At 33.8% G+C, this 25224-nt stretch carries 27 protein-coding genes; 5 read left to right on the top strand and 22 right to left on the bottom strand.

What is annotated here, in order from left to right; genetic code table 11:
* Positions 1-129: 129 nt before the first annotated feature.
* Together recA and AC37UB_RS05080 are read right to left on the bottom strand one after the other, a co-directional pair.
* Complete coding sequence (recA, locus tag AC37UB_RS05085; protein WP_117972500.1) at positions 130-1188, bottom strand: recombinase RecA; 1059 nt, start codon at positions 1186-1188, stop codon at positions 130-132.
* Positions 1189-1284: 96 nt separating this feature from the next.
* On the bottom strand, positions 1285-2499 hold the full coding sequence (locus AC37UB_RS05080) for a CinA family nicotinamide mononucleotide deamidase-related protein (RefSeq protein WP_490685408.1): 1215 nt from the start codon (positions 2497-2499) through the stop codon (positions 1285-1287).
* Positions 2500-2642: 143 nt separating this feature from the next.
* Between AC37UB_RS05080 and sdaAB the strand changes: the two genes are divergently transcribed.
* Positions 2643-3302 (top strand): L-serine ammonia-lyase, iron-sulfur-dependent subunit beta, encoded by a 660-nt coding sequence (gene sdaAB / locus AC37UB_RS05075; RefSeq protein WP_117972498.1) that lies wholly within the window; start codon positions 2643-2645, stop codon positions 3300-3302.
* A gap of 13 nt (positions 3303-3315) precedes the next feature.
* A complete protein-coding gene (sdaAA, locus tag AC37UB_RS05070; protein ID WP_117972497.1) occupies positions 3316-4191 on the top strand; it encodes an L-serine ammonia-lyase, iron-sulfur-dependent, subunit alpha in 876 nt (291 codons plus the stop codon).
* A gap of 52 nt (positions 4192-4243) precedes the next feature.
* On the opposite strand, the gene AC37UB_RS05065 is transcribed toward sdaAA, so the two are convergent.
* The 7 genes from AC37UB_RS05065 to zapA all read right to left on the bottom strand — a co-directional run bounded on the left by AC37UB_RS05065 (position 4244) and on the right by zapA (position 11673).
* A complete protein-coding gene (locus tag AC37UB_RS05065; RefSeq protein WP_117972496.1) occupies positions 4244-5452 on the bottom strand; it encodes an NAD(P)/FAD-dependent oxidoreductase in 1209 nt (402 codons plus the stop codon).
* A gap of 97 nt (positions 5453-5549) precedes the next feature.
* A complete protein-coding gene (locus AC37UB_RS05060) occupies positions 5550-5843 on the bottom strand; it encodes a hypothetical protein (protein ID WP_117972495.1) in 294 nt (97 codons plus the stop codon).
* Positions 5844-5912: 69 nt separating this feature from the next.
* Positions 5913-7694 (bottom strand): excinuclease ABC subunit UvrC, encoded by a 1782-nt coding sequence (gene uvrC / locus AC37UB_RS05055; RefSeq protein ID WP_490685407.1) that lies wholly within the window; start codon positions 7692-7694, stop codon positions 5913-5915.
* Between the two features lie 103 nt (positions 7695-7797).
* Positions 7798-8109 carry a thioredoxin gene (gene trxA, locus AC37UB_RS05050; RefSeq protein WP_117972493.1) on the bottom strand — a complete coding sequence of 104 codons (312 nt, stop codon included), beginning with the start codon at positions 8107-8109 and terminating at the stop codon, positions 7798-7800.
* A gap of 85 nt (positions 8110-8194) precedes the next feature.
* Complete coding sequence (locus AC37UB_RS05045) at positions 8195-10567, bottom strand: endonuclease MutS2 (RefSeq protein ID WP_241699274.1); 2373 nt, start codon at positions 10565-10567, stop codon at positions 8195-8197.
* Between the two features lie 63 nt (positions 10568-10630).
* Positions 10631-11182, bottom strand: a complete 552-nt coding sequence (locus AC37UB_RS05040; protein WP_117972491.1) for a CvpA family protein — start codon at positions 11180-11182, stop codon at positions 10631-10633.
* 20 nt (positions 11183-11202) lie between these two features.
* Positions 11203-11673, bottom strand: a complete 471-nt coding sequence (zapA, locus tag AC37UB_RS05035; protein WP_158559368.1) for a cell division protein ZapA — start codon at positions 11671-11673, stop codon at positions 11203-11205.
* Between the two features lie 152 nt (positions 11674-11825).
* Between zapA and rnhC the strand changes: the two genes are divergently transcribed.
* Together rnhC and AC37UB_RS05025 are read left to right on the top strand one after the other, a co-directional pair.
* Positions 11826-12752, top strand: a complete 927-nt coding sequence (gene rnhC, locus AC37UB_RS05030) for a ribonuclease HIII (protein WP_241699273.1) — start codon at positions 11826-11828, stop codon at positions 12750-12752.
* 172 nt (positions 12753-12924) lie between these two features.
* Positions 12925-15114, top strand: coding sequence for an amidase family protein (locus tag AC37UB_RS05025; RefSeq protein WP_490685406.1), 2190 nt, complete (start codon positions 12925-12927; stop codon positions 15112-15114).
* Between the two features lie 30 nt (positions 15115-15144).
* On the opposite strand, the gene AC37UB_RS05020 is transcribed toward AC37UB_RS05025, so the two are convergent.
* From AC37UB_RS05020 to pepA, 9 genes are all read right to left on the bottom strand, one after another.
* Positions 15145-15555 (bottom strand): GNAT family N-acetyltransferase, encoded by a 411-nt coding sequence (locus tag AC37UB_RS05020; RefSeq protein ID WP_199500884.1) that lies wholly within the window; start codon positions 15553-15555, stop codon positions 15145-15147.
* A gap of 38 nt (positions 15556-15593) precedes the next feature.
* Positions 15594-15740 (bottom strand): hypothetical protein, encoded by a 147-nt coding sequence (locus AC37UB_RS05015; RefSeq protein WP_158559366.1) that lies wholly within the window; start codon positions 15738-15740, stop codon positions 15594-15596.
* 87 nt (positions 15741-15827) lie between these two features.
* Positions 15828-16151: a DUF1292 domain-containing protein gene (locus tag AC37UB_RS05010; RefSeq protein WP_117972487.1), complete on the bottom strand. Its 324-nt coding sequence runs from the start codon at positions 16149-16151 to the stop codon at positions 15828-15830.
* A 68-nt stretch (positions 16152-16219) separates the two neighbouring features.
* Positions 16220-16639 (bottom strand): Holliday junction resolvase RuvX, encoded by a 420-nt coding sequence (gene ruvX / locus AC37UB_RS05005; RefSeq protein WP_117972486.1) that lies wholly within the window; start codon positions 16637-16639, stop codon positions 16220-16222.
* On the bottom strand, positions 16636-16905 hold the full coding sequence (locus tag AC37UB_RS05000) for an IreB family regulatory phosphoprotein (RefSeq protein ID WP_117972485.1): 270 nt from the start codon (positions 16903-16905) through the stop codon (positions 16636-16638). The genes ruvX and AC37UB_RS05000 overlap by 4 nt, the downstream gene beginning before the upstream one ends.
* A 91-nt stretch (positions 16906-16996) precedes the next feature.
* Positions 16997-17614 (bottom strand): YtpR family tRNA-binding protein, encoded by a 618-nt coding sequence (gene ytpR / locus AC37UB_RS04995; protein WP_117972484.1) that lies wholly within the window; start codon positions 17612-17614, stop codon positions 16997-16999.
* Between the two features lie 28 nt (positions 17615-17642).
* Positions 17643-18098, bottom strand: a complete 456-nt coding sequence (locus tag AC37UB_RS04990; protein ID WP_117972483.1) for a universal stress protein — start codon at positions 18096-18098, stop codon at positions 17643-17645.
* Between the two features lie 14 nt (positions 18099-18112).
* Entirely contained in the window at positions 18113-18424 is a 312-nt protein-coding gene (locus AC37UB_RS04985; protein WP_117972482.1) for a thioredoxin family protein, read from the bottom strand.
* A gap of 7 nt (positions 18425-18431) precedes the next feature.
* Positions 18432-19508, bottom strand: a complete 1077-nt coding sequence (gene pepA / locus AC37UB_RS04980; RefSeq protein ID WP_117972481.1) for a glutamyl aminopeptidase — start codon at positions 19506-19508, stop codon at positions 18432-18434.
* A gap of 175 nt (positions 19509-19683) precedes the next feature.
* On the opposite strand from pepA, the gene AC37UB_RS04975 reads away from it, so the two are divergent.
* A complete protein-coding gene (locus AC37UB_RS04975) occupies positions 19684-20043 on the top strand; it encodes a PepSY domain-containing protein (RefSeq protein ID WP_117972480.1) in 360 nt (119 codons plus the stop codon).
* 98 nt (positions 20044-20141) lie between these two features.
* On the opposite strand, the gene AC37UB_RS04970 is transcribed toward AC37UB_RS04975, so the two are convergent.
* The 4 genes from AC37UB_RS04970 to AC37UB_RS04955 all read right to left on the bottom strand — a co-directional run bounded on the left by AC37UB_RS04970 (position 20142) and on the right by AC37UB_RS04955 (position 25170).
* Positions 20142-20903 carry a (S)-acetoin forming diacetyl reductase gene (locus AC37UB_RS04970; protein WP_117972479.1) on the bottom strand — a complete coding sequence of 254 codons (762 nt, stop codon included), beginning with the start codon at positions 20901-20903 and terminating at the stop codon, positions 20142-20144.
* A 235-nt stretch (positions 20904-21138) separates the two neighbouring features.
* Positions 21139-23841 (bottom strand): YhgE/Pip domain-containing protein, encoded by a 2703-nt coding sequence (locus AC37UB_RS04965; protein ID WP_117972478.1) that lies wholly within the window; start codon positions 23839-23841, stop codon positions 21139-21141.
* Entirely contained in the window at positions 23835-24332 is a 498-nt protein-coding gene (locus tag AC37UB_RS04960; protein ID WP_117972477.1) for an RrF2 family transcriptional regulator, read from the bottom strand. The genes AC37UB_RS04965 and AC37UB_RS04960 overlap by 7 nt, the downstream gene beginning before the upstream one ends.
* Positions 24333-24486: 154 nt before the next feature.
* Positions 24487-25170 carry a metal-dependent hydrolase gene (locus AC37UB_RS04955; RefSeq protein ID WP_117972476.1) on the bottom strand — a complete coding sequence of 228 codons (684 nt, stop codon included), beginning with the start codon at positions 25168-25170 and terminating at the stop codon, positions 24487-24489.
* Positions 25171-25224 lie beyond the last annotated feature (54 nt).

Here is a 25224-nt window from a genome sequence, read left to right as displayed (position 1 = left end):
TCTTTGTTAAAAGGAGTGTCAACTTAAAAAAGAGGCTAAACAACAAAGCATAAAAAAATAAACTACTGTCTAAATTAATAGAATAACATAATTCGTTATTATTACTTTAAACAGTAGTTTATTATACAATTAATCTTCGGATTCGACAGACATTTCCTCTAATTTTTCATTTTCTTCTTCTACCTCTTCAGGTTTTACACCATCCATATTATAAGCTAAACGTACTTTTTGATAAATCTCTTCCATCATCTCTGAGTGTTCAGCCAAATATTTTTTCGCATTTTCACGGCCTTGACCAATACGTTCATCTTGATAAGAATACCAGGCACCACTTTTATTGACGATGTCTTTATCTGCAGCCATGTCCAGTAATTCGCCTTCTTGCGAAATTCCTTCACCATACATAATATCTACTTCTGCTATTCTAAAAGGTGGCGCCACTTTATTTTTAACGACTTTAATTTTTGTACGGTTACCAATGATATCGGTCCCTGATTTTAATTGTTCTGCACGACGAACTTCTAAACGGACTGTTGCATAAAATTTCAATGCACGCCCACCTGGTGTTGTTTCTGGATTTCCAAACATCACACCAACTTTTTCACGGATTTGATTAATAAAGATAGCAATGGTTTTGGTTTTATTAATTGTTCCTGATAATTTTCTTAAAGCCTGAGACATTAAACGAGCTTGCAGACCAACATGTGAATCTCCCATTTCTCCATCAATTTCAGCTCTTGGTACAAGTGCTGCAACAGAATCGACTACAACAATATCAATTGCTCCACTTGAAACTAGTGCTTCCGCAATATTTAACCCCTGTTCTCCAGTATCCGGCTGTGATAACAATAGCTCATCAATATTAACTCCTAACGCGCTTGCATATTTAGGATCTAATGCATGCTCTGCATCGATAAAGGCAGCCGTCCCGCCAGCTTTTTGAACTGAAGCAATAGCGTGTAGTGCAACCGTTGTTTTACCAGAACTTTCTGGACCGTAAACTTCCACAATTCTTCCTCGTGGGTATCCGCCAACACCTAAGGCAGAATCTAAAGCAAGAGAGCCACTAGATACTGTTGAAATTTGTGTATCCACTTTCTCTCCCAATTTCATTACTGAACCTTTACCAAAATCTTTTTCTATTTTTTTTAACGCAGCATCTAAGGCTGCTTTACGATTATCTGCCATGTATGTACCTCCAGTTATTTTATCTCTTCACTCTTTAATATACTTTTTTTTAATCAAAAAAGCAAGAAAAAAGCGAACAAATATTCGCGTTCCCGATTAAATAGTTAATCGTATAAAATTGTATCCATGCTTTATAGCACCGTCTTTCATATAAGATAAGTGACGTTTAAATATTCTTTTTTTACAGATAATATCTTCTTTATTAGCCAAGAAAAACCAAATAATCCCTTCAGGTAATTCATCATTTCCATGACTCACATCTCCTAATAACACCATTACATAATCTGTTTGAAACATCTCTAATCCTGATTTTGCTAACTCTTTCCCGAGCGTGTTATCGTCACTTACCTCAATTGTTTGATTAAATATAGAAGATAACATGCTCTTACTATTGACGTTGAATCCTGCTTTTACAACTTGTTCCCCACCAGCTACCTCAGTCCCTACAGTAAAAAAACGACCATCCGTTAATAGATCAATCACTGATAATGTTTTTCCTTGTTTCTTTAATTGGTTAATAACAACTTCTTGAATGGTTAATTCTTCTCCATAACCATAAAAATAACGCTTTTCAATATCTAATATTTTTTCTTCCATTTCATCTAATAACTCTTTAGCCGTATCTAAATTTGAGCTCTGTGCCGTAAGTCTTAACATCACTTCATTTGACTTAGCATAAGGTGCTACTGTTGGATTAGTTTGCGCATCGATAATGTCTGATAAATCTGTTACTAACTGCGACTCGCCAATATCAATAAATCGTAAATAACGCGATACCAATTCCTTATGGTGTGGAGATAGTTTTCTGAGTAGAGGTTTAGCTTCTTGTTCAAACATAGCCGTTAATTCACTTGGTGGCCCTGGTAAAAGTAGATAATTAACACCATTCACTTCAATAAAAGCACCACATGCCAAACCTGTTGGATTTTTTAATGTTATGCCTTTCTTAAAGGTAAGTGCTTGTTTTTTATTATTTTCTGGCATGACTTTATCTGTCGATGAAAACAAATGGTAAATCTTTTCTAGAGATTCTTTATCATATTCTAACGGTTCATTAATAAATTCACTCACTGCTTCTTTTGTTAAATCATCTGTTGTTGGCCCCAACCCTCCACACAAAATAATTAACTCACTTCTTTTTGAAGCTAAATTCAAGGTATCTATTAAACGTTTTTTATTATCTCCAACTGTTGTTTCAAAATAAACTTCATAACCTAAATCAGCTAACTCTTTCGACAAAAAAGCGCCATTTGTATTAATAATTTGCCCCAACAGTAATTCAGTTCCTACTACAATCAGTTCTGTTTTCATTCTTATTCCTCCACTCATAAATTAAAATACGCTTTTTCCTATTTTATCACATTATATTTAAATAAAAAAAAGACTAAGTTTACAATAAAATCAACCTTTCATGATAAACTAAAATCAAATAATAATATATACGGAGGTAAATCATGGGGCAATATAATAGCGTTTTCGACATCATTGGACCAGTCATGATAGGACCTAGCAGTTCACATACTGCTGGTGCTGCAAGAATTGGAAAAGTCATCCGACGTATTTTAGGTGAACAGCCACTTTCTGTTGATATCTATTTATATGAGTCTTTTGCAAAAACTTATCGTGGTCATGGAACTGATATCGCGTTAGTTGGTGGGTTACTTGGGATGGATCCAGATGATGACCGTTTAGCCAAATCCTTGGAAATCGCTCATGAAAAAGGAATGGAAGTAGCTTTTATACCTAAAATTGAAAAAGCTGACCATCCTAATCAAGTTAAAATGATATTAAAAACAAAAGATCGTAGCATGACATGTACTGGTATCTCTATTGGTGGTGGATCCATTCAAATTTCTGAACTTAATGGTTTTAAAATTAATTTAGATTTTTCAACACCAACCTACATTACTTTCCATCAGGATAAACCAGGAGTTGTTGCTAACGTAACGCGACTGTTATCTGAAAAAAATATTAACATCAGCACCATGACATTAACAAGAGAAGCCAAAGGAGAAAAAGCTATGATGATTATCGAGGTAGATAATCGTGTGGATGGCTTACTCGATTCTCTGAGACAAATTGAACATATTGATGCGGTTGATTTTTTCAACTAGAAAGGAGACAAACATGTTTGAAACAATTGAAGAATTAATTACTTTAGCAAATGAACATGGTTCAATTGCCGAAGCTATGATCCAAACAGAAATAGATGTTTCACAGCGACCACGTGATGTGATTATCGCTCATATGGAAAAAAATCTTTCTATTATGTTAGCCTCAATTGAAAAAGGGGTAAAAGGTGTTACTTCTGTAACCGGTTTAACTGGTGGAGATGCTCCTAGGATGAATGACTATGTCAATCAAGGAAACTTTTTAAGTGGTGAAACTATTTTACGTGCTGTACAAAATGCCATAGCAGTTAATGAAGTTAACGCTGAAATGGGGTTAATTTGTGCCACACCTACTGCTGGTAGCGCTGGAGTTGCTGCTGGAGTATTATCTGCTTTAACAGATAAACGTGATTTAACAAAAGAACAACAAATCAACTTTTTATTTGCAGCTGGTGCTATCGGTTTAGTCATTGCAAATAATGCTTCAATTAGTGGTGCTGCTGGTGGGTGCCAAGCAGAGATTGGATCAGCTAGTGCTATGGCAAGTGGTGCTTTAGTCGAAACGTGTGGTGGAACACCTGAACAAGCATCTCATGCTGTTGCAATAACCCTTATCAATATGCTAGGTCTTATCTGTGACCCAGTTGCTGGGTTAGTTGAGATACCTTGTATTAAAAGAAATGCCTTAGGTGCTTCCCAAGCATTTATTTCTGCTGATATGGCTTTAGCAGGAGTTAAAAGTGTTATTCCTGTAGATGAAGTAATCGAAGCGATGCATCAAGTCGGAATGCAAATGCCCTCTGCTTTTAAAGAAACTGCTGAAGGTGGATTAGCAGCAACTAAAACAGGTAAAAAAATTATGCATCAACTTTACAATAATCAACCTAAATAAAATAAGCACCTTGTTAGACTTCAATCTAATAAGGTGCTCTTTATTCTTATTTTTAATGATAATAATCAAAACGGCCTTTTTTAAGAAGTGTTCCTGCAGTCCCAACATCAAGAAGAGATTTATTGATAATACTTTTCTTAACAATTGATCCCATATATCCTTTAACTTCTTTTCCACCAAGGATTTGGCCCATCCCAACATTATTACCAATTGAAGCTACCGTTCCTAAAGATTTAAAAGTAAAGGCTTCAGTAGGTTGGTTGTTCAATAAGCGAGCTAAGTTGTTTGCAGCTGCTTCACCTTGTTTAATTGCGATTTGAGCTGTCGTTGGAAATGGTCGACCAGATTCTTCATCCATTACGGCACTCACATCACCAATCATAAAGATATCAGGGTAACCTTCAACGCGTAAATCTTTTTCCACCATCACACGTCCACGACGTTCTGCAAATCCAGATTCTCCAACAACATGGCTTCCTTTAACCCCTGTTGTCCAAATAATTGTATGTGCATGAACTTCTTTTAGTTCACCATTTTCTTCATAAACAACTGTATTTTCTTTAATTTCTTTAATTGGTGTGCCAACTTTAAATGTCACACCACGTTTTTTTAATACGTCAATACCAAATTGACCAAGTTTTTCTGAAAACATTGGCAATAAGGTTGGCATTGCTTCAATACAAGTAATTTTCACTTTATCCATTGGGAAATTCATTGTTTTCGCCAATTTTGGAATACGGTTTGTAATCTCACCTAAATATTCAATACTTGTAAAACCAGCACCACATACTACTATTGATAAATCTAATTCATTTTTAGATTGTTGATAATTAGATAACATTTTATCTAGGTGTGCTTGTGCTGCTTCTGCTGTTTTAATATTTACTAATGGCAAAGAAAATTCATCTACACCTGGAATGCCAAATGTTTCTGATTCAAAACCTAATGCCATTACTAAATAGTCATATGATAGCTCACCATTGTTTTCTAACAATACTTTTTTATCATCTTTTTCAACCTTAATAACAGTATCTTTTATAAATTCAACTTTTTTTGTATCAATAACATCCACAATATTAAATGTTATTTTACTTGCTGGTTCTGTTCCAGCAGCTACTTCGTGTAATTGCGTTGATTCATAATGATAATCATTTTTATTCACTAAAACGATATCCGCCTCAACATTTTTCTTGCTTAATTCTTTAGCTGTCTTTAGGCCTGCATAGCCTGCCCCCAAAATAACGACTCTTGGTCTGCTCATTTTTTTATTCCCTCCAACTTTTAGTCCATCGACACTATATGATTTTTTCACAAAAAAGTCAATTTTTTTGACTGTGACTTTTTAAACAAACATGCTTCTATTTTTTTAGCGTTCTAGAGTAGTACCAAATACTAATAATTGTCACTAAACTCACAAATGCACCGTATATCAGTAAATGATTCACAAATTCACTTCTTGAAAGTCCAAATGAATTTAATTCAGTTAAAATAACACCTAATCCTAAAATAAATCCACTCATAGTTAATTGAGATGATTTAGCTAATACTTCTAAACCCAACTGATTTTTTTTTGCTTTACTTACTTGACGATAATAAATAAACATACTGACAAAAATGATAAGTAACGTAACGATTTGTATAATTAAATTCATAGTTAAGGCTCCTCTATTATCGAATTAAAAAAACATGCTTTAAATTGTAACATTTTTTTTATCATTTGACTATTTTTTTATTGCTTTAAAATGTTGGTATACATTAGTTGCGACTCGTTGAGGTAAGCCTGATTTAATCAAATCTTGAATACTTGCTTCCTCAATTTTTTTCATCGATTTAAATTTTGTCAATAATTGTTTTTTACGCTTTGGTCCAAGACCATTTATACCATCTAATTTAGAAGCAAAACTTGTTTTACTATGTGTTGAGCGATGAAACGTAATAGCAAATCGATGGACCTCATCTTGTATGCGCTGAAGCAAAAAGAATTCAGATGAATTACGCTTTAATGGAATAACTTCCAAATCTGGACCAAATAATAACTCACTTGTTTTATGTTGATCATTTTTTGCTAATCCTGCAATTGGTATATCTAAACCTAATTGATTATCTAACACATCCTGAGCTGCATGTACTTGTCCTTTCCCACCATCAATTAAGATTAAATCTGGCATTGGTAAATTGTCCTTTATTACTCGCGAATACCTTCGATAAATCACTTCTTTCATTGAGGCATAATCATCTGGACCTTCAACTGTTTTAATTTTAAATTTGCGATAGTCTTTTTTTGATGGTTTTCCATCAATATAAACTACCATCGCAGAAACAGGATCTACTCCCATGATATTCGAGTTATCAAATGCTTCTATTCTATTAGGTATTGGAATATTCATTGCTTGTCCTAATTTTTCTACAGCGCCGATTGTTCTATCTTCTTTTCTTTCTATTAAACTAAATTGTTCTTCTAAATAAATTTTGGCATTTTTATTGGCTAAATTCACTAAATCTTTTTTCTCACCGCGTTGAGGTTGTAAAATTTTAGTTGGAATCATCGCTTCGACAAGGCTTTTATCCAGTTCTTTTGGTAATAGTATTTCTTTGGGAATAAAATGGTGATTCTCTTGATAAAATTGCCCAATAAAAGTCAATATATCTTCTTCTGGCTCATTATAAAATGGAAAATCAAATACATTTCGTTCAATTAGTTTTCCTTGTCTAACAAAAAAAACTTGAACAACCATCCACCCTTTGTCAGCATAATAACCAAATACATCGCGATCAACAAAATCTGCATTGGTCATTTTTTGTTTTGTCATCACACTTTGAATCGACTGAATTTGATCACGGTATTCAGCCGCTTTTTCAAACTCCATATTTTCAGACGCTTTTATCATTTTTTCTTCTATCTTTTTTTGAATTTCTGTATAGCCGCCATTTAGGAATTTTTTAATCTCTTCTACCATCTCTTTGTACTTCGCTTCTACCACTGGGTTCACACATGGTCCTAAACATTGTCCCATATGATAATATAAACATACTTCATTTGGTAGATTTTTACATTTTCTAAGTGGATAGATTTTATCTAGTAGTCGCTTGGTTTCATTGGCTGCTTTAACATCAGGATACGGGCCAAAGTAAATGGCGTTATCTTTCAATACTTTTCTAGTAATAAGCAGTCTTGGTGCTTTTTCATTGGTAATTTTAATAAAGGGATAGCTCTTATCATCTTTTAACATGATGTTATATTTCGGCATATTTTTTTGAATTAAATTAATTTCTAACAATAGAGCTTCCGTGTTCGACTCTGTAATAATCGTTTCAAAATCTACAATCTCGCTAACTAGTCGTTGTGTCTTCTCATCATGCGTCCCTGTAAAATAAGACCGCACACGATTTTTTAAAATTTTCGCCTTACCAACATATATAATGGTATTATGTTTATCTTTCATCAAATAACAGCCTGGTTGATCCGGTAACAAAGCTAATTTATTTTTTATTCTTTCGTTCACTAGTTCAATCTCCTTGTACTCTCTCTTTATCAAGTCAAGTATACAATTTGTTGAAAAAAAAATCATTCCACAGTGATTATAGCACCATAGAATGATTATAATTTTAAAGATATTTATTAAATACTTGTTCTAATTGTGGTTTTTGTTGGACACCAACCATTTGTTCAACAACTTGACCATCTTTTTTAAGTAGTAATGTTGGAATACTCATAATTCCGTGTGCTTGACTTGTTTGAGGGTTTTCATCCACATTTACTTTAACAATTTTTACTTTGTCTTGGTATTCTGTTGCAATACCATCTAAAATAGGTCCTTGCATACGACATGGTCCACACCAAGGTGCCCAAAAGTCTACCAATACTAATCCTTCATCTGTTTCTGCTGCAAAGTTTGCATCTGTAATATTTTCTACCATATTCATTCATCTCCTAAATCATCTTTTATTTTATAAACTGATTATACCATCGGGGGTAGTAAAGAACTAACAATCTGCTCACTTTTTAGAAAGTTACAATTGTCGCGCCGTCTCCACCTTGATTGCTAGGAGCAAAATTATATTTTTTTACTCGACGATTATTTTTCAAGTACTCTTGTACCCCTTGTTTTAAAGCACCTGTTCCACGTCCGTGAACAATTGTTACTTGAGGATAACCTGCAAGTAAGGCTGCATCAATGTATTGATCAACTTCTGCTAAGGCATCTTCATAACGTTTACCACGTAAATCCAGTTGAGTTGAAACTGATTGACGACTACCGCCACCATCACTTTTCACCGTTGATACACGCATGCGAGATTCTTTCTCTGGTGCAATTCGTGTCATGCCATCTTCTGAGACAGTCATCTTCAGAATACCTAATTGAACTTGCCACTCTTTATTGCCAACTTTCTCAATCAATGTTCCTCTTTGACCAAATGCTTCAACTAAAACATCATCACCAACTTTAAATGTTTTTTTCTCTTTCGCTTTTTTCAAGACTTTATTTTTCTTCAAGTGCGTTTCATCATGTTTTAGATTTTCTAATCCTGATTTAACTTCAATCAATTCATGTTCTTTAACGGATTGATTATTCCCTGTTCTTAGTTGCATTTGACGAATCTCTTTAATCATTTTTTCCGATTCTTCTTGCGCTTTACTGATGACTTCATTTGCTTCTTTTTTCGCTTTATTCATCTCTTTTTCACGTTCAGTAAAGAATCGTTCATACGCTTCTTTTAAATCATGATAAAGATTTTCCGCCTCATCAGCATAGTGACGCATTTCCAAATATTCGGTTTCCGTCATTTTCCGTTGATTTTCTAAATCAGAAATCATATCATTTAAATCTTGGCTTTCTCCGTCAATAAGTTGTTTAGATTGCTCAATGATATCAGGTGATAACCCTAAACGTTTTGATATTTCAAACGCGTTACTTCGACCAGGAATTCCAATTAACAAATGATATGTTGGACTAAGTGTATCAACATCAAATTCCATACTAGCATTAATTGTATTTGGACGATTATAGCCATAAACTTTTAACTCAGGGTAGTGAGTCGTTGCCATAACATAGGCGCCGATTTCTCCCACTTTATCTAGAATAGAAATAGCCAATGCTGCTCCTTCTTGTGGATCTGTCCCCGCTCCTAACTCATCAAATAATACCAAACTATCTGAATCAAGATTATCTAAAATTGACACAATATTTGTCATATGTGAAGAGAACGTTGATAAATTCTGTTCAATTGATTGCTCGTCCCCAATATCTGCATAAATATTTGAAAAGATTCCAATACTACTTTCTTCTCCAACAGGAATTGGTAACCCTGATTGCCCCATTAATTGAAGTAATCCTAATGTTTTAAGCGTAATCGTCTTACCACCTGTATTCGGTCCAGTGATGACCACAGCTTGATACTCTTTACCAATTACAATATCATTTGGTACCACAACATCTTCATCAATTAGTGGATGTCTAGCTTGTTTAAGGTTAACATCCTTGTCCTCGCTCAATCTTGGCACAACAGCTTTCAATTGTTTACCAAATAATGCTTTACTATTAATGAAATCTAGTTTACCTAAAACATAGGCATTTTGTAAAATATCTTGTCTGTAAGGTTCTAATTCATTAGAAAGCTCAGCTAAAATACGCTCGATTTCTTTTCTTTCAGCAATTTGGTGTTGTCTTAAACGATTATTTAATTCAACTACTTGCCTTGGCTCAACAAAAACTGTTTGACCAGATGCACTTTGATCATGAACAACACCACCAAAATGACTGCGATACTCACTTTTTACTGGGATAACATAGCGATCATTTCTCATTGTCACGATCGTATCACTCAAGTAATTTGAATTTTTTCCACGAAGTATGCCATCAAGCTGTTCTCTAACTGCTTGCTCTGACCGTCTAATACTTTGTCTAATTTGTTTTAATTCAGGTGACGCGTCATCTGTTACATGACCATCTTCATCAATTGATAATCGAATGATTTTTGATAAATCAGGTAACGCAATCATTTTTTCTGACCAATCATATAATCGATGTAAAGCAACCTCAGCATCGTTTAAATCATCAAAAAAGGATTGAATCTCTAATACTGTTCTTAGCACACGTCCAACTTGAGCTAACTCAACCCCATTAAGCATGGCACCTATTTCAATTCGTTTCATATGTGGTTTAATATTTTCTAAAATCGGCATAGGAATCCCACCACGCAAACGTAGAACTGTCATCCCATCTTCCGTTTCCATTAACGCTTCTTCTATCTCATCATATGAATGAGAAGCCTTTAACTCACTCACATGCTCTAATCCTGATTTTGTCACAATATGTTGTGATAATAATTGTTTCACTTTATCAAATTCTAAAATGTCTTCTATTGTCTTTTTCATTCTATTTCACTTCCTAAAATACGACTTATGTAAATAAAGAGCCCATTTTACTAGGCTCTTCTTTTATAAAATAATTTGTTTAATCCACCACTGATACAAACTAGATGACAGTATTGGGGTATGTTCAATCATCGCTCTAGCAACACCTGAACTAGCAAAAGCATTTTGAATAAAACCTAGTGGTATCATGCTTATTATCGTTAACACGATGACTAATCCAATATAGGTTAAAGCAAGATTAATTAATCCTCCAACTAACTGGTTACTTTTATGAAGCAATGGAATAAAAGTTAATCTGTAACACAACATACCGACAAATTTTGTTACCAAATAGCCTACGACTAAAACAATTAAAAAGCCAAATGCTGCATAAAAAGCTTTATCTAAATCAAATATCAGCTGATTATCAAAAACAGCTAGTTTCGTTGTCTTTGTTGGCGCAGGATAAGGGATTAATAGTTCAATTTTTTTTCCTACAGATTGATACATGCTTTTTGCCATAAAAAAACTTAACAAATAGCCCACAAAATAAACCAACTGTAAAGTAAAACCTCGTCGATAGCCTGCATAAAATCCTGTCAATAATACTAAAATACTAATTATTGTTATAACCATTGAAAAACCTACTTATTTTTTTATTTGTTTGATTGTTGTTTTTTCTTCTGATGATTGTTGCGTTTAATTTTTTCTTTTGCTTGTTCATTCACAATTTTTTGAATCTCAATCTGATTCAACATCTCTTCATCTGTTAACTCTCGATTTTCTTGTATCACTTTTTTTCGTGTTTCTTTTTCTCTTGACTCGATTTTATCAAGACGTTCTTCTAACTTCTTCATTTTTTCTAGTTCATCTTCTAATTCACTAATATCTTTTTTTAAGTTTAAAATTGTTTCCTGCTGTTTTATTTGAACAGATAGTGTATTAATCGCTAATAAGATAGCAGCCTGTTCTGTTGATAGCTTAGGAGCATGTTTCATAATTGTTTCAAGCTGCTCGTTTGCCAACTGATTAACAATATCCATATGATGATGACTTTCTTTTCCTATGATTGTATATGTATTACCAGCAATGGTTGCTTTATATCGTTTGTTCTCTTCAAAAGCCATTTTAAATCCTCCCATAAATCCTTCACTAAAAGAAGCAACTTAATTATATATGACTTTCTTTTAATTGACAATTCAGCAAGTTGTACCTTAAGAATCATTCATGATAAAAACATGTTATACTTAACATAAATTTTTTAAAAAGGAAGTTGAATATGCAACAAACTATAACATTATTAGCCTCTGACAAGCTAATCAGTGAACTAACAACAGCTTATGAATCATATTTCCAAAAAACACCCCCATACGCATTATTTCAAGCCAAAATTCCTGGAGTAGTTATCACAGCTTATCAATCAAAAAAAGTTGTCTTTCAAGGAGTCAACGCTGAAAAAGAAGCCGCTATGTGGGAAAAGCGTGGAGCTAATACGACGCAAAAAAAACAATCTTCTAGTTCTTCAAACTCGTTGCCAAAAGATTTTGCTTCATGGAACGTTGTGGGGAGTGACGAGGTTGGAAATGGTAGCTATCTTGGACCAGTTGTTGTCTGTGCTGCTTATGTTGATGACACACATATGCCACTATTAAAAGAGTTAGGCGTAAAAGACTCAAAAATGTTAACGGATCATGACATTAAACGGATTGCCAAAGAAATCATCCATGTCATACCTTACCGAAAACTAGTATTAACACCAAAAAAATATAATGAAATCCAACCAGAATACAATGTCAATCGAATGAAAGTTGCCTTACATAATCAAGCCATCTATCTTTTAATGCAAGATATCAGCCCAATTACCCCTAAAGGTATACTAATTGATCAATTCACTCCTGAATCAAACTATCGCAAATACTTATCAAAAGAGCAAAATCGGGTGACTAAACCTCTTTACTTTACAACGAAAGGTGAGCAATATCATTTGTCTGTTGCTGCAGCTTCTATTATCTGCCGAGCAGAATTTTTAACTAGTTTAGAAAAAGCAAGTCAAGAACTTGGATTTACTATGCCTTCAGGTGCTGGACAAAAATCAGATATAGCTGCTGCTAACATCATCAAAAAAGGTGGCATGCCCCTTTTAGAACAATATGCAAAAGTTCATTTTGCCAATACGCAAAAAGCCTACCATTTAATTAATCGTTAAATACAAAATTGTTTTGTTTATTTTGGAATATGTCTTCTAGTAGTGGTATTTTATAAAAAATTACACATTTTCGTCTTTTCCGTCAGTAAAAGAACGACGTAAAAAATTTACGTCGTTCTTTTTTGATCGTTTTTGATTACACTTGAAGAAGTTTGTAAAAAGGAGAAAAAATATGCCGATAAAAAATCATATAAAATTATTACTTGCCACAGCACTATTATCTGTTGGTATACATACTCATGCCGTAGAGGTTCCTGTCGCTACAACTAGTAGTTCAACCATCGTTACTGATACACCACAACACACGAATCTAACAACTGATGAGTACATTTCTATGAGCGCTACTGATTTAGCTAAGCTAGTAAGAGAGAAAAAAGTTACAACCGAAGAATTAATTGATTTAGCTTTTCAAGTCAATGACATAGAAAACCCACGAACAAATGCTTTAATTACAACAAGAAAAGACCTTGCTTTAAAAGAAGCAAGCGAGATGGTCGATAACGGTCAACCATTTTTTGGTGTCCCTATTGTAATGAAAGGATTAGGTCATAGTATCGTTGGTGGAAGTAACTCCAATGGGTTAGATTTTAACAAACATGTCACAACAAAATTTAACGGGCGTATTGCCAAATCATTACAAGATTTAGGCTTTGTTATCATTGGTCAAAGTAACTACCCCCAATTAGGATTGAAAAATGTGACTGATTCGACTCTTTATGGCCCTACTGGAAGTCCCTGGAATCCTAACTATCAAGCCGGTGGGTCTTCTGGTGGCTCTGGTGCTGCCGTGGCATCTGGTGTGGTGCCTGTTGCGTCTGGTAGTGATGCTGGTGGCTCTATCAGAATTCCAGCATCATGGAATGGTCTTGTCGGATTAAAACCTTCTAGAGGCATCATTTCAGGAAATGCTAAAACTGGACAAGTCGTCAATTTCCCACTTGCTAAAAATATGGAAGACACAACAGCTTTGTTTGAGAATCTATTAACATCTGATATTAATCCTACACCGGCTAATCTTACTGGTATAAAAGTAGGTTACACCACTACTTCACCTGTTGGGACACCTGTCAGTGATGATGCTAAACAAGCTGTTATGAACGCTGTTAACTTTTTAAATTCAAAAGGATTTGTCACTGAAGAAATCTCTATTCCAGTTGATGGGATTAAACTAATGCATGGTTATTATGAGATGGCAACTGCTTCAGGTAGTTTAGCCAACTTTTTAGCTAAGCAAACATTAAAAAGAAGTTTACATATAGACGATGTTGATCCAGTTACGTGGGCTCTTTACCAAGCGAGTGAATTGGTTCATAAAGAAGACTTAGAAAAAGTCAATGCTTATAACGATGAGGTTAAAGAAACAATGGAAGCTTTGTACAAAGACTATCCTTTAATATTAACGCCAACTACGGCTTCAACTGCTCCAGGGCTAACTGAATCTTTACTAACACCAGAATACGCTGAACAAATTAAACATATTGATGAGTTAAAAACAAAAGATGAACGAATGAAAGTTGTCTACGATCAATGGTTAAATTCATTGGCTTACACACCTTTTACTCAGTTAGCAAATTTAACTGGCCAACCTGCTATTAGTTTACCAACTTATGTCAGCAAAGGTAATTTACCTTTAGGAATACAATTTAATGCTGCGACAAATCAAGATAGACTTTTACTAGAAATAGGAAAATTATTTGAAGAAAATAATCAATTTAAGCAACTACACACTAAAAAAGATGTAGTCATTCCTGAAACAAGCGATACAATGACGTCCTCTACTGAATCGACAACAGAAACTGAGTCTAGTTCTTCTTTAAGTAGCGAAAGTGAAACAAGTCAGACAAATAACACTATCAGTCAATCTGAAAATGAGTCGACACAAGAAACAACTAGCGTAACAGATACAATACTTTCAGAAAGTAATACTGACTCTACAACTCAAACGATAAGTGACGAATCAAAGAATTCTACCACTAGTACTTCCGAGACAACAGATGTAACAGTAAGTAGTAGTCAACAAGAATCAAGTTCTACGTCATCCTCTTCTACTCTAATAACTGAAGATGATAATACTTTAGTCACTCCTGCTCCTGAAACAACTGATAGTACAGAAATAAGTTCTAGTAAACAATCAAGTCAATCAGCCAGTTCAGAGACTAGTGAAACAAGTAGCCAGACAGACACTAATTCTCAGAAAACAGTTTCTAAAAATAAAAAAGTAAACAATGATAATCAAGAACTAAACTCTTTATCTCGTCTTCCTAAAACAGGAGAGGTTGTTCAAAAATATCTGCCATTCATAGGAATTCTAATCATTGGTTTAGCAGCTATTTTTTGGTATATGAAAAAGAAAAAACAATAAACATAAAACTGACAGTTGATTTATTCACTGTCAGTTTTTGTATACCATAACTAATTCAATTTCATTTGTGTCCTCATCAATTTGAGTTTCACTAATTTTAAATCCTTCTTTAGTGTAAAAATTTACTGCTTGCTTATTTTTTTCATAAACAGTTAAAGATAATTCTTCAAAATCAACTTTTGCTCGTTCTATTAGTTTATTTCCGATACCTTGCCTTTGATAATCAGACGATACAAATAATCCCGCTATATAGCTTTCTAAAATACCTAAAAAGCCAATAATTTTTCCATTTTCATCTGTTGCTATATAGATATCTGCTTTAGGTAGCTCTTTTTCTACAAACTCTATATTGTCTTCCCAATATGAATTAGCTATATAGGAGTGGGCCTTTTTGTTAGTATCAAGCCAAATCGACATAATATCTTGTAATTGATTTTCCATTAAAACCTCTAATTTAGTGATCATCTTAGCATCCCTTCCTAATATCTTTGCATGAAAGAAAACAATGGATAAGTTAAAATCCCAATTAATATACCTAATGTCATATCTTTTATAACATTTCCCAAAACAATCCCGATTAGAAGACTTAAAAATAATACAGTATAGCTTCCTTTATACTTTTTCATTTACTTTCCCTCTTCTCAAACTTCCAAAACTCTACAAAAAAAGCTAAACCCAATCATATCAAGGGTTTAGCTCTTATTTTAAGATGTTTAATCTTCTTCTGCTTCGAATGCATTGAAAACTTCTTCAATCATATCCCATTCAGCTTCTGTTTCAATTTCCATTAAACGACCTTCTGCTTCGTTATCTTCTTGCTCATAAGCATAAGCTAATAATTCAACTTCTTCACCTTCTGGTGTACTTGCATCATATAATAATACATAATCTCTACCGAATTGTTCTTTACCATCAATTGTTAAGTGAATACGAAATAATACTTCATTTCCTTCATCATCAATTAACGTAATTAAATCATCTGCCTCATGTTCATGATCGTGGTTACAGTCATCTGTGTGTACATGTTTATCTGTCATCATTTATTCCTCTTTTCTGTTCATCTTTGCTTCCTCTTCATTATACAAAAAAAAAGATAAAAAGGCTATTAAACCTTTTTATCCAAATAATTTTGAAGAATCATTACAGCAGCTAATTTATCAATCACTTTTTTTCGCTTGGCTCGAGACGTATTAGCTTGCTCAACTAACATTCTCTCAGCTGCGACAGTTGACAATCGCTCGTCTTGATAAACGACTGGTAAATTAAAGGTTTCTTTTAATAAATCACCATAAGCTATTGCTGCTTCTGCTCTTGGACCAATCGTATTATTCATGTTCTTAGGTAAGCCAACCACAAATTCTTCAACTTCGTATTGTTTGACTAAATCTGCTACACGTTCAATACCGAACTCGCCTTCATCTTCATTAATTTTTATAATTTCTAACCCTTGGGCTGTCCAACCAAGTAAGTCACTTACGGCAACACCAACAGTTCTAGATCCTACATCTAATCCCATTTTTCTCATAATAGATCGATACCATTATGCACTAAATAGTTTTTTACCAATTCTTCCATAATTTCGTCTCTCTCATGACGACGAATTAAATTACGAGCATCTTGATAACGCGGAATATAGGCTGGGTCTCCTGATAATAAGTAACCAACAATTTGATTAATAGGATTATAGCCTTTTTCTTTTAGCGCCATATAAACAATCGCTAATGTTTCACTTACTTCACGTTTATTGGCATCCCCAAAATCAAATTGGACTGTTTCATCAACAAAACTCATTGCAATTCCCCCCTTTAATATGTCTCTATGTTATTTTAACTCATAGTGTTTGAAACAACAATTAATAACTCAAACTTTTACAAAGTATTAATTATTGAGGTAAATTGAAGCGACTTCCCACTTCATAGCTATCATCTAGCTCTAAAATTCCTTTTTCTTTTGGTGCATTTGGTAAGTGTAATTCTTTTGCAGAACAAACCATACCAAAACTTTTCACACCACGTAATTCTCCAGGCCAAATAATTAAGCCATCAGGCATCATAGCACCTACTTTTGCAACAACTACCTTTAAACCAGCTTTAATGTTTGGTGCACCACATACAATTTGTAGATGTTCACCATTATCAACCTCAATGTCGTTTACCGTTAAGTGGTCAGAATCTTCATGTGGTATACATGTATGAACATATCCCACAACAAATTTTGGCGAATGATCTACTTCAAACTCATGAGAAAATCCTGCCTCTTTTAATGTCAAATTAAGCTCAGTAATTTGTGATGATGATAACTCGATTTGGCCATTTCCATTTAAATTAGTAATATGATCTGACGCATCAAAAATATTCCAACCCAAAATGTGATCTGTTTCATTTTCTATAATACAAGCTACATTATCTTTTTTAACAACAGATACTTCTTTACTATTTCCTTTTGCTACAACAATAATCAGCGTGTCACCAACTGCTTCTAAATTATAACTAACAATCATTAATTTTTTCCTCACCATTCTTTTTGTTTTACTCAGGTCGAACAACTAAGACATCACATGGTGCTGTTCGTATAATATGATCACTCACACTTCCCATAACTAATCGTTCTACCGCATTTAATCCTGATTGTCCAACCATAATTAAATCTGTATCATATTTTTCTGGCAGTTCTGTTGCCATCATCACTTTAGGGGAACCAAACTCTAAGGTTGCTTTTACTCGGTCATAACCTAAATCGTTTGCTATCTGGAGATAGCTCTCGAGCAACTCTTTTGCTTGATTAGTTTCTTCTTGAACAATATCTGGAGAAAAAGTAGAAAACGCCATAGTCCCGCCGTATAATTTATTTTCGATGATATGTGCTACAACGATATCTGCATTATTACGTTTTGCCACAGCGACAGCCTTTTCAAATGCTTGTTGGGCTTGTTCACTACCATCTGTTCCAACTAATATTGAACGATATTCTTGTGATTCTAACATACTATCTCCTCCTTTTATAATTCACTGATAAACGTCATAATTTCTTCTTTCGTTTTACGGTCTTTACTAACAAAACGACCTAGCTCTTTACCGTCTTTGATTGCTACAAAACTTGGAATGCCTAGTATTTCCCATTTTTGGCAAATATCGATAAACACATCTCTATCCACTTGGACAAACGTGTATTCAGGAAAACTCGCTTCAATTTCTGGCATGTCTGGTTTAATAAAGACACAATCACCACACCAATCAGCTGTAAAAAATAGCATGGTTTTTCCTTCTTCAAGTGGTTTAGCTAATTCTTCATACGTTGTTGGGATTAACATCTCTTCACTACTTTCCGTATATTATTGTATCAACTTCTGTTTTATCTAATGTTGTGATTAATTTCAAGACCATTTCTCTTGCAGCTTCATAGTCTTTGATACTAAACATGGTTTGATGAGTATGGATATAACGACCTGGCACACCAATTACCGCACTTGGAACCCCGTCATTGACTAAGTGTGCTGCACCTGCGTCTGTTCCACCTTTTGAAACAAAGTATTGATAGGGAATGTTATTATCTTCTGCTAACTCAAGGATATATTCACGCATGCGACCTAACATAATCATTCCTGGATCAAATATTCTTAATAAGAATCCTTCATCTAATTGACCGTTTGCATCTTTTTTACCTGACATATCATCAGCTGGTGAGCAGTCCACTGCAAAGAATAAATCAGGTTTAAATTTGTGAGTCGATACTTTTGCTCCACGTAACCCAACTTCTTCTTGCACGTTTGCTCCTGCAATTAAGGTATTTGGTAATTCTTGACCATATAATTCTTCTAAAACATCTAACACCAGTGTACAACCATAGCGATTATCCCACGCTTTTGAAATGAGTCGTTTACCGTTTGCTGTTTTAATTGTTTCAGCTTGAGGAACAATCCCGTCTCCTGGACGTACGCCAAATTCTTCTGCTTCTTCTTTTGATACAAATCCTGCATCAAATAAAATATCCGCAACATCTATTCCCTTTTGCTTATTTGCTCCTCTTAATAAATGCGGTGGAACTGATGTCGAAATAATTGGATAGTCACCTTTTTTTGTTTGTAACGTAAAACGTTGTGCCGATACAGTGTAAGGATTCCATCCACCTAAAGGAACGACTCTAAATAACCCATTTTCTAAAATTTGGCTCACCATAAAACCAACTTCATCCATGTGAGACGCTAACATGATACGTGGTGCTTCGTTTGATTTGTTTTTACGAATACCAAACACACCACCTAATCCATCATATTCTACTTTATCAACAAATGGTGTCATTTCTTTAGCCATAACCCGTCGCATGTTGTCTTCAAAGCCACTGACACTTTGAATTTCAGTTAATGTTTTTATACGATTAAATAATTTATCATCCATGATTATCTACTAATTATATAATTAGTAGTTCACCTCTCTTTCTTCTTCACTTAATTATAACATAAGCAAAGCTTAGTCAAAAACCAATCACTTGATTTTTTAACTTCTTTTTTCTTTCCATTTTAATCATTTATGCTACAATAATAACATCAGTATTACCATAGGAGGTAACGACATGTTTCATAAAAAACAAAAAACAAAAGAAGTTTATCATCATGGATTAACGACTGGTTTAGGTATTGGTTTAGCAATGGGTGCCGTTGCTGGTGCTTTAGTCACAAAATGGTACAAAGAAAATAAAGTTCTTTCAGCAGACGATATTTTAGAGCAAGTAAAATCTGATTTTCTACAAGATGGCCCAATCGAAGGCTCTTGGATTCACTTTAAAAAGGAACCTTTAGACAAATTTGCTATTAAAACAGATGTCTATACAGGTGGTATTTCTCGTGTTGAAGAAGGACAACTTGTTCAATATGAATTTACAGCAGATGCTCATACTGGTTCAATCATTGATATCCATAAAATTGAAGATTAATAGATAAGAGTGTGTTGATTTTTTATCAGCACTCTTTTTTTCGTATAAAAAAACTCCCTCAGAAATGTTCCCGAGAGAGTTTAATTTATGACTAGATATTAATGGAATTGCATTCCACCATCTACAATAATTGTTTGACCAGTAATGTAATTTGAGTCTGGTCCTGAAAGGAATGATACCACACTTGCTACTTCTTCTGGTTCAGATAAACGTTTCATTGCAATATCTTTAGCAAAAGTTTGCATTCCCCATTCATCATCTTTTCCTGCATTTTTACCAACTTGATGAGCAATGTCATACATCATAGGTGTTTTAACAATACCTGGAGCATAAGCATTTACTGTGATTCCTTCTTCAGCTAAATCACGTGCCGCGATTTGAGTCATTCCGCGAACCGCAAATTTTGATGAACTATAAAGCATTAAATTAGGGTTTCCTACAACACCGGCTTGAGATGTTGCGTTAATCACTTTACCGCCGTGACCAAATTTACGGAACATTTCTGTTGCGATTTGAGTTCCCCATAATACTCCACCAACATTAATGTCATAAACTTTTTTGAAAAGTTCTGGCGTAATGGTTTCAATTGGTGTTGTTGGAGCAATCCCAGCATTATTTACCATAACATGCAAATCACCAAATGTTTCAACAATCACTTGAATAGCTGAAGCTAATTGTTCTCTATCAGAAACATCAGCTGTTGCAGCAAAAGCATTCTCTCCTAAGTGTTCAACCGCTTTTTGTGCGATGTCCTTATTATAATCAATCACACCTACTTTAAAGCCATCGTCATATAATCGTTTTGCAATAGCAAAACCAATTCCTTGTCCTGCTCCTGTAACTATCGCAACTTTACTCATAATTCTATCTCCCCTTTAGCGGGTTGTCTATTGTGACAATCAACAATCCTTATTTTTTCTTGTTTAGTATACTGCTACTATTAATTTGTTGCAAATTACTTTTTATTGTTATTTAATTTATTGCTAAATACCCACATTTTATGCTTTGTCAACCTTTTCATAAATACATTATTGTTTTATTTATAACAAAAAAGAACCTAGAGTTATTCTAGATTCTTTTTTATATAATTTAATGTTAATGAAGAATTCGTCCTTCTTTAAGGTTATCTCCTACTTTTTTAAAGATTCTCTCTGCTTTTGGATACAAAATATACCCAACAATGAAGAATCCGATTGTTATACTAATCAAAATAGTGATAGCTTTAAGTGCTGACGGCCAATAAATACCACCCACTGATTCTCTTAATAAGTTTACAGCATAGGTAAAAGGAATATAAGGGTTAATTGCTCTAAAGAACGGTCCTGACATTTCAATTGGGAAGTTTCCTCCACCTGCTGAAATAGAAAGAACCAAGATAATAATGGCAATTCCTTTACCAAGATTATCAAATAAAGCAACTAGCACATACACCATCATCATAAAGGCTAAATCAATAATTAAAGCAAATATCACATTCCATACTGGATTTTTTGTATAGGTTCCAAGGAGTAATTGATTTCCAACTGTTACAATTAACGCTTGGAAGAAACCTACTACCAAGAATGTTCCCATACGAGCTAAAAACTGTTGACGTTTTGAAAAACGCCCTACGTGTTCCTCGTCTAAATGGAATTTAGTTGATGCAATACTTGAAAATAAGACTGCCCCAACCCATAAACAAAGTGCTGTATAAAAAGGCGTACTTGCTGATCCATAGTTTGGAACAGGATACACATCTTTCGTTTTAAGTTTGACCGGACTAGAAATAAACTTACTCTCAGCATTAGCATCTCCCTTAAGATACTTCACTGCCTCCTCTAAATCAATGTCCTTTTCCCCTTTTCTAATGGCATTTGCTGCCTTTTGAACACCTTCTTTAACATTCGGCCAGTCTTCTTTAATCATCACTTCTGCTGCATTTAAAGCTGTTTCCAATTTAGGTGCCTTTTCATTAACTTTGGACATGGTCTCTTTTACATCATTTTCAATTCCAGGTAAATCATTTTTAATAAATAATGTTGCCTTATTCATTTTACTTTGAACAACAGGAAAATCATTTTTAAAAAAATCAGCACCTTGATTAATACCATTAATAATTAAATCCATATTGCCATTTAGCATAACATTAGCTGTATGAATCTCATCTTGAATAGCTGGCATCTCTTTTTGATAATCCTTCAAGAATCCTATTGCTTCATTAATAATACCTGTTGTATTTGTTAATAAACTATCCAACGTTTTCATTGTATTGTTATCAATAATTGTACCAGTAATGTTTCCGGCTGACGTTAACATGTGTTGAACATTTTTTAATGTTTGATCAACTTGTGCTTCAATTTCTTGTGGGTTGATTGATACAACAATCTGATTTAATGTATTGCTGATTTCAGTTAATTTTGCTTGTAATTGAGCAGGTGCGTCTGCGTAGCTTTCCCAATTATCTAAAATAGATTGAACGTTTGCCTGAGCATGACTCACATGTGATTCTAAATCATCTAATTGTGCCAATGCATTAGAAAAATCAGGTGCATTTGGTAAGGTAGATAATTGAGTCAATGTTTCTTTTAATGACTGAATAATTTGTAGTTGTGTGCTTAATTGGTTATCCAGTTTTACAAGTTGAGCATGAATTTGTGCTGTATGTGTTTCAGTATCTAATGCCGCAATATCAGCTGCTAATTTAGCTGACACTTTAGACAAGGTATCTAATACTTCCAATCCTTGTGTCAATCCTTCTGTCACTGTTGGCAACACATTTGCTATCTCTTGTAATTGTTTTTGTAAATCCGGAATCATGCCATCAGCTGTGTTAATCAACTCTGTCACGTCTGGTAACACTTTTTGTGCTGTTCCAATGACTTCTAACCCTTTTGTTGCTTCATTAATGGCCTCATCCATCATCTTCACAATTTTATCCATGTCATTGTCAGCTTTGTTTAACTGAGTTCCGGCATTTTTAATTTTTGGAATATTTCCTTGAACATCATAAACGATTTGACCATATTGGGCTATCTCAGGTAATTTTCCATTTAATGCCACAACTTTGTCCGTTGTTTTATTTAATTCAGGAATATAATCAACAAATTCATTAGCCAATGCTAGTTTTTGTTTAAATTCTGGCATTTTAGTTTGTAATTCCAAAACTTCTTTTGTATAGCCATCTATCTCATCAAGATTTTCATCTACTTTGATAATTTTTGACGTAATTTTTTTAATAGAAGGTAAATTGGCATCAAGGTTAAACCCAATCTCATTAAATACTTCTAATAATGTTTTACTAGCTGTTTCAATAAATTCTGTTGAAATAGTATCTTGAATGGTCCCAGCACCTTTATCAGATATTTTTGGTGCAATGGCATTAATTTTTTGGTTCACTTGATATTCAATTTCTGGATAATCAATTTCACCTTTAGTAAAACTTAAAAGATTCTCAGTGAAGTTCTTTGGTAAATAAATTCCTGCATAATACTTACCAGTTTTCACTTTATCATCAAGCTCTTGCTTTGATGACACAAATTGCCAGCCAATTGTTTTATTATCTTTTAAATTTTCAACTATCTCTTCACCAATATTGATTTCTTTACCTTTCAAATCAACTGTTTGATCATCGGAATAAATCCCAATCTTGATACCACCAGTATTTGAATATGGATCCCATAGTGCAGCAATGTTAAACCATGCATATAACGATGGGATAATCATCAATGCTATCATCAATACAAACGTGAGCTTGTTATGAAAAATCCTTTTCCAATCTAGTACAAATAAATCCCATACATTTTTTATTCTATTTAACATTGAATTGACCTCTCATCCTCTATAAAATCATTCCAATTTCTATGTGGTATTTCACCATACTCACGAAAGACATCAGATAATATATCTTCTACTGTGATTCTTTCTAATTCTTTGTTCCATTTTTTATCCGCTCGCGAAAAGCACTCGGCAATTTGTTCATCACCTGTTTGAGCAATTTTAGTAAAATCACTAAAAGCTCTCTCTAAAACACCCACTTTTGGAAATGAGTGAAACGGCTCTTCTATTGCTTCAACAATGTGTAATAGCGTAATATCAGATAACTCTTTTTTAATGTAAAATCCACCATTATTTCCAGATACCCCTTCAATAATATTTGAAACCACTAACTTTCTTAGTAACTTTCTAATATAAGAAGAAGAAACTGACAGTTTTTGATAAATTGCGATTGATGACACAGGTACGTCTTTTTCCTGTGTCGATAATAATGCCATGATTGCCAACGCTTGTTCCGTTGCATTGGTTAACTTCAAGTGATATCACTTCCTCTCATTCTTACATTCGGCTATTATAGACTTTTTTTATCCACAATGCAATAGAAAGGTTTCATTATTTTATCATTTTCAATACAACATGTTTTTGGAATAAAAAAAGAACAGTTCTATTCGGACTGTTCTCATATGATTTTTAAATACTAATGAACTCTCCTGGTTCTAATACTTTACCTGTATTTTCTGGTAATAAACCAATAAACTCATATGGATTTTGTTCTATAACAGGAAAGGTATTATAATGAATCGGTATAGTCAATTTTGCTTGAATAACGTTTGATGCTTTTGCAGCGTCTGCTATCCCCATTGTAAAGTTGTCACCAATTGGTAAAAAAGCGACATCTAAATCAAAATCATCTTTCAACAAAGATAAATCACTATAAAAAGCAGTATCTCCGGCATGATAAATTGACTTATTATCAATGGTAAAGATAAATCCAGCGGGTTCTCCCATATAAATCATCTCACCATCCAACTCATATCCTGAACTGTGTTGTGCAAAAACCATTTTAACTTGACCAAACGGAAAATCAAACTTTCCTCCTATATTCATAGGATGAACATTCTTAATTCCTTGACTTGTTGCAAAATGACAAATTTCTGGAATAGCAACAACTTGAGCATTGTTTTTTTTAGCTAAATAAACCAAATCCCCCACATGGTCACTATGTCCATGAGTAATAAAAATATAATCTATTTCCACTTTTTCTAGTGTTAGGTCTGTTAATTTATTTCCTGTAATAAATGGATCAATTAAAATACGAGTATGATCATCTGTTTCTATAATAACGACTGAATGACCATGATAACTAATTTTCATATAATTTCCTCCTAACTTATTAGATAAATCAATTATACCTATTTCTATAAAATA

This window comes from Vagococcus changpingensis (genome assembly GCF_058211775.1).
The sequence above is the reverse complement of the archived record's forward strand: the minus strand, read 5'-3'. Positions and strand labels throughout refer to the sequence as shown.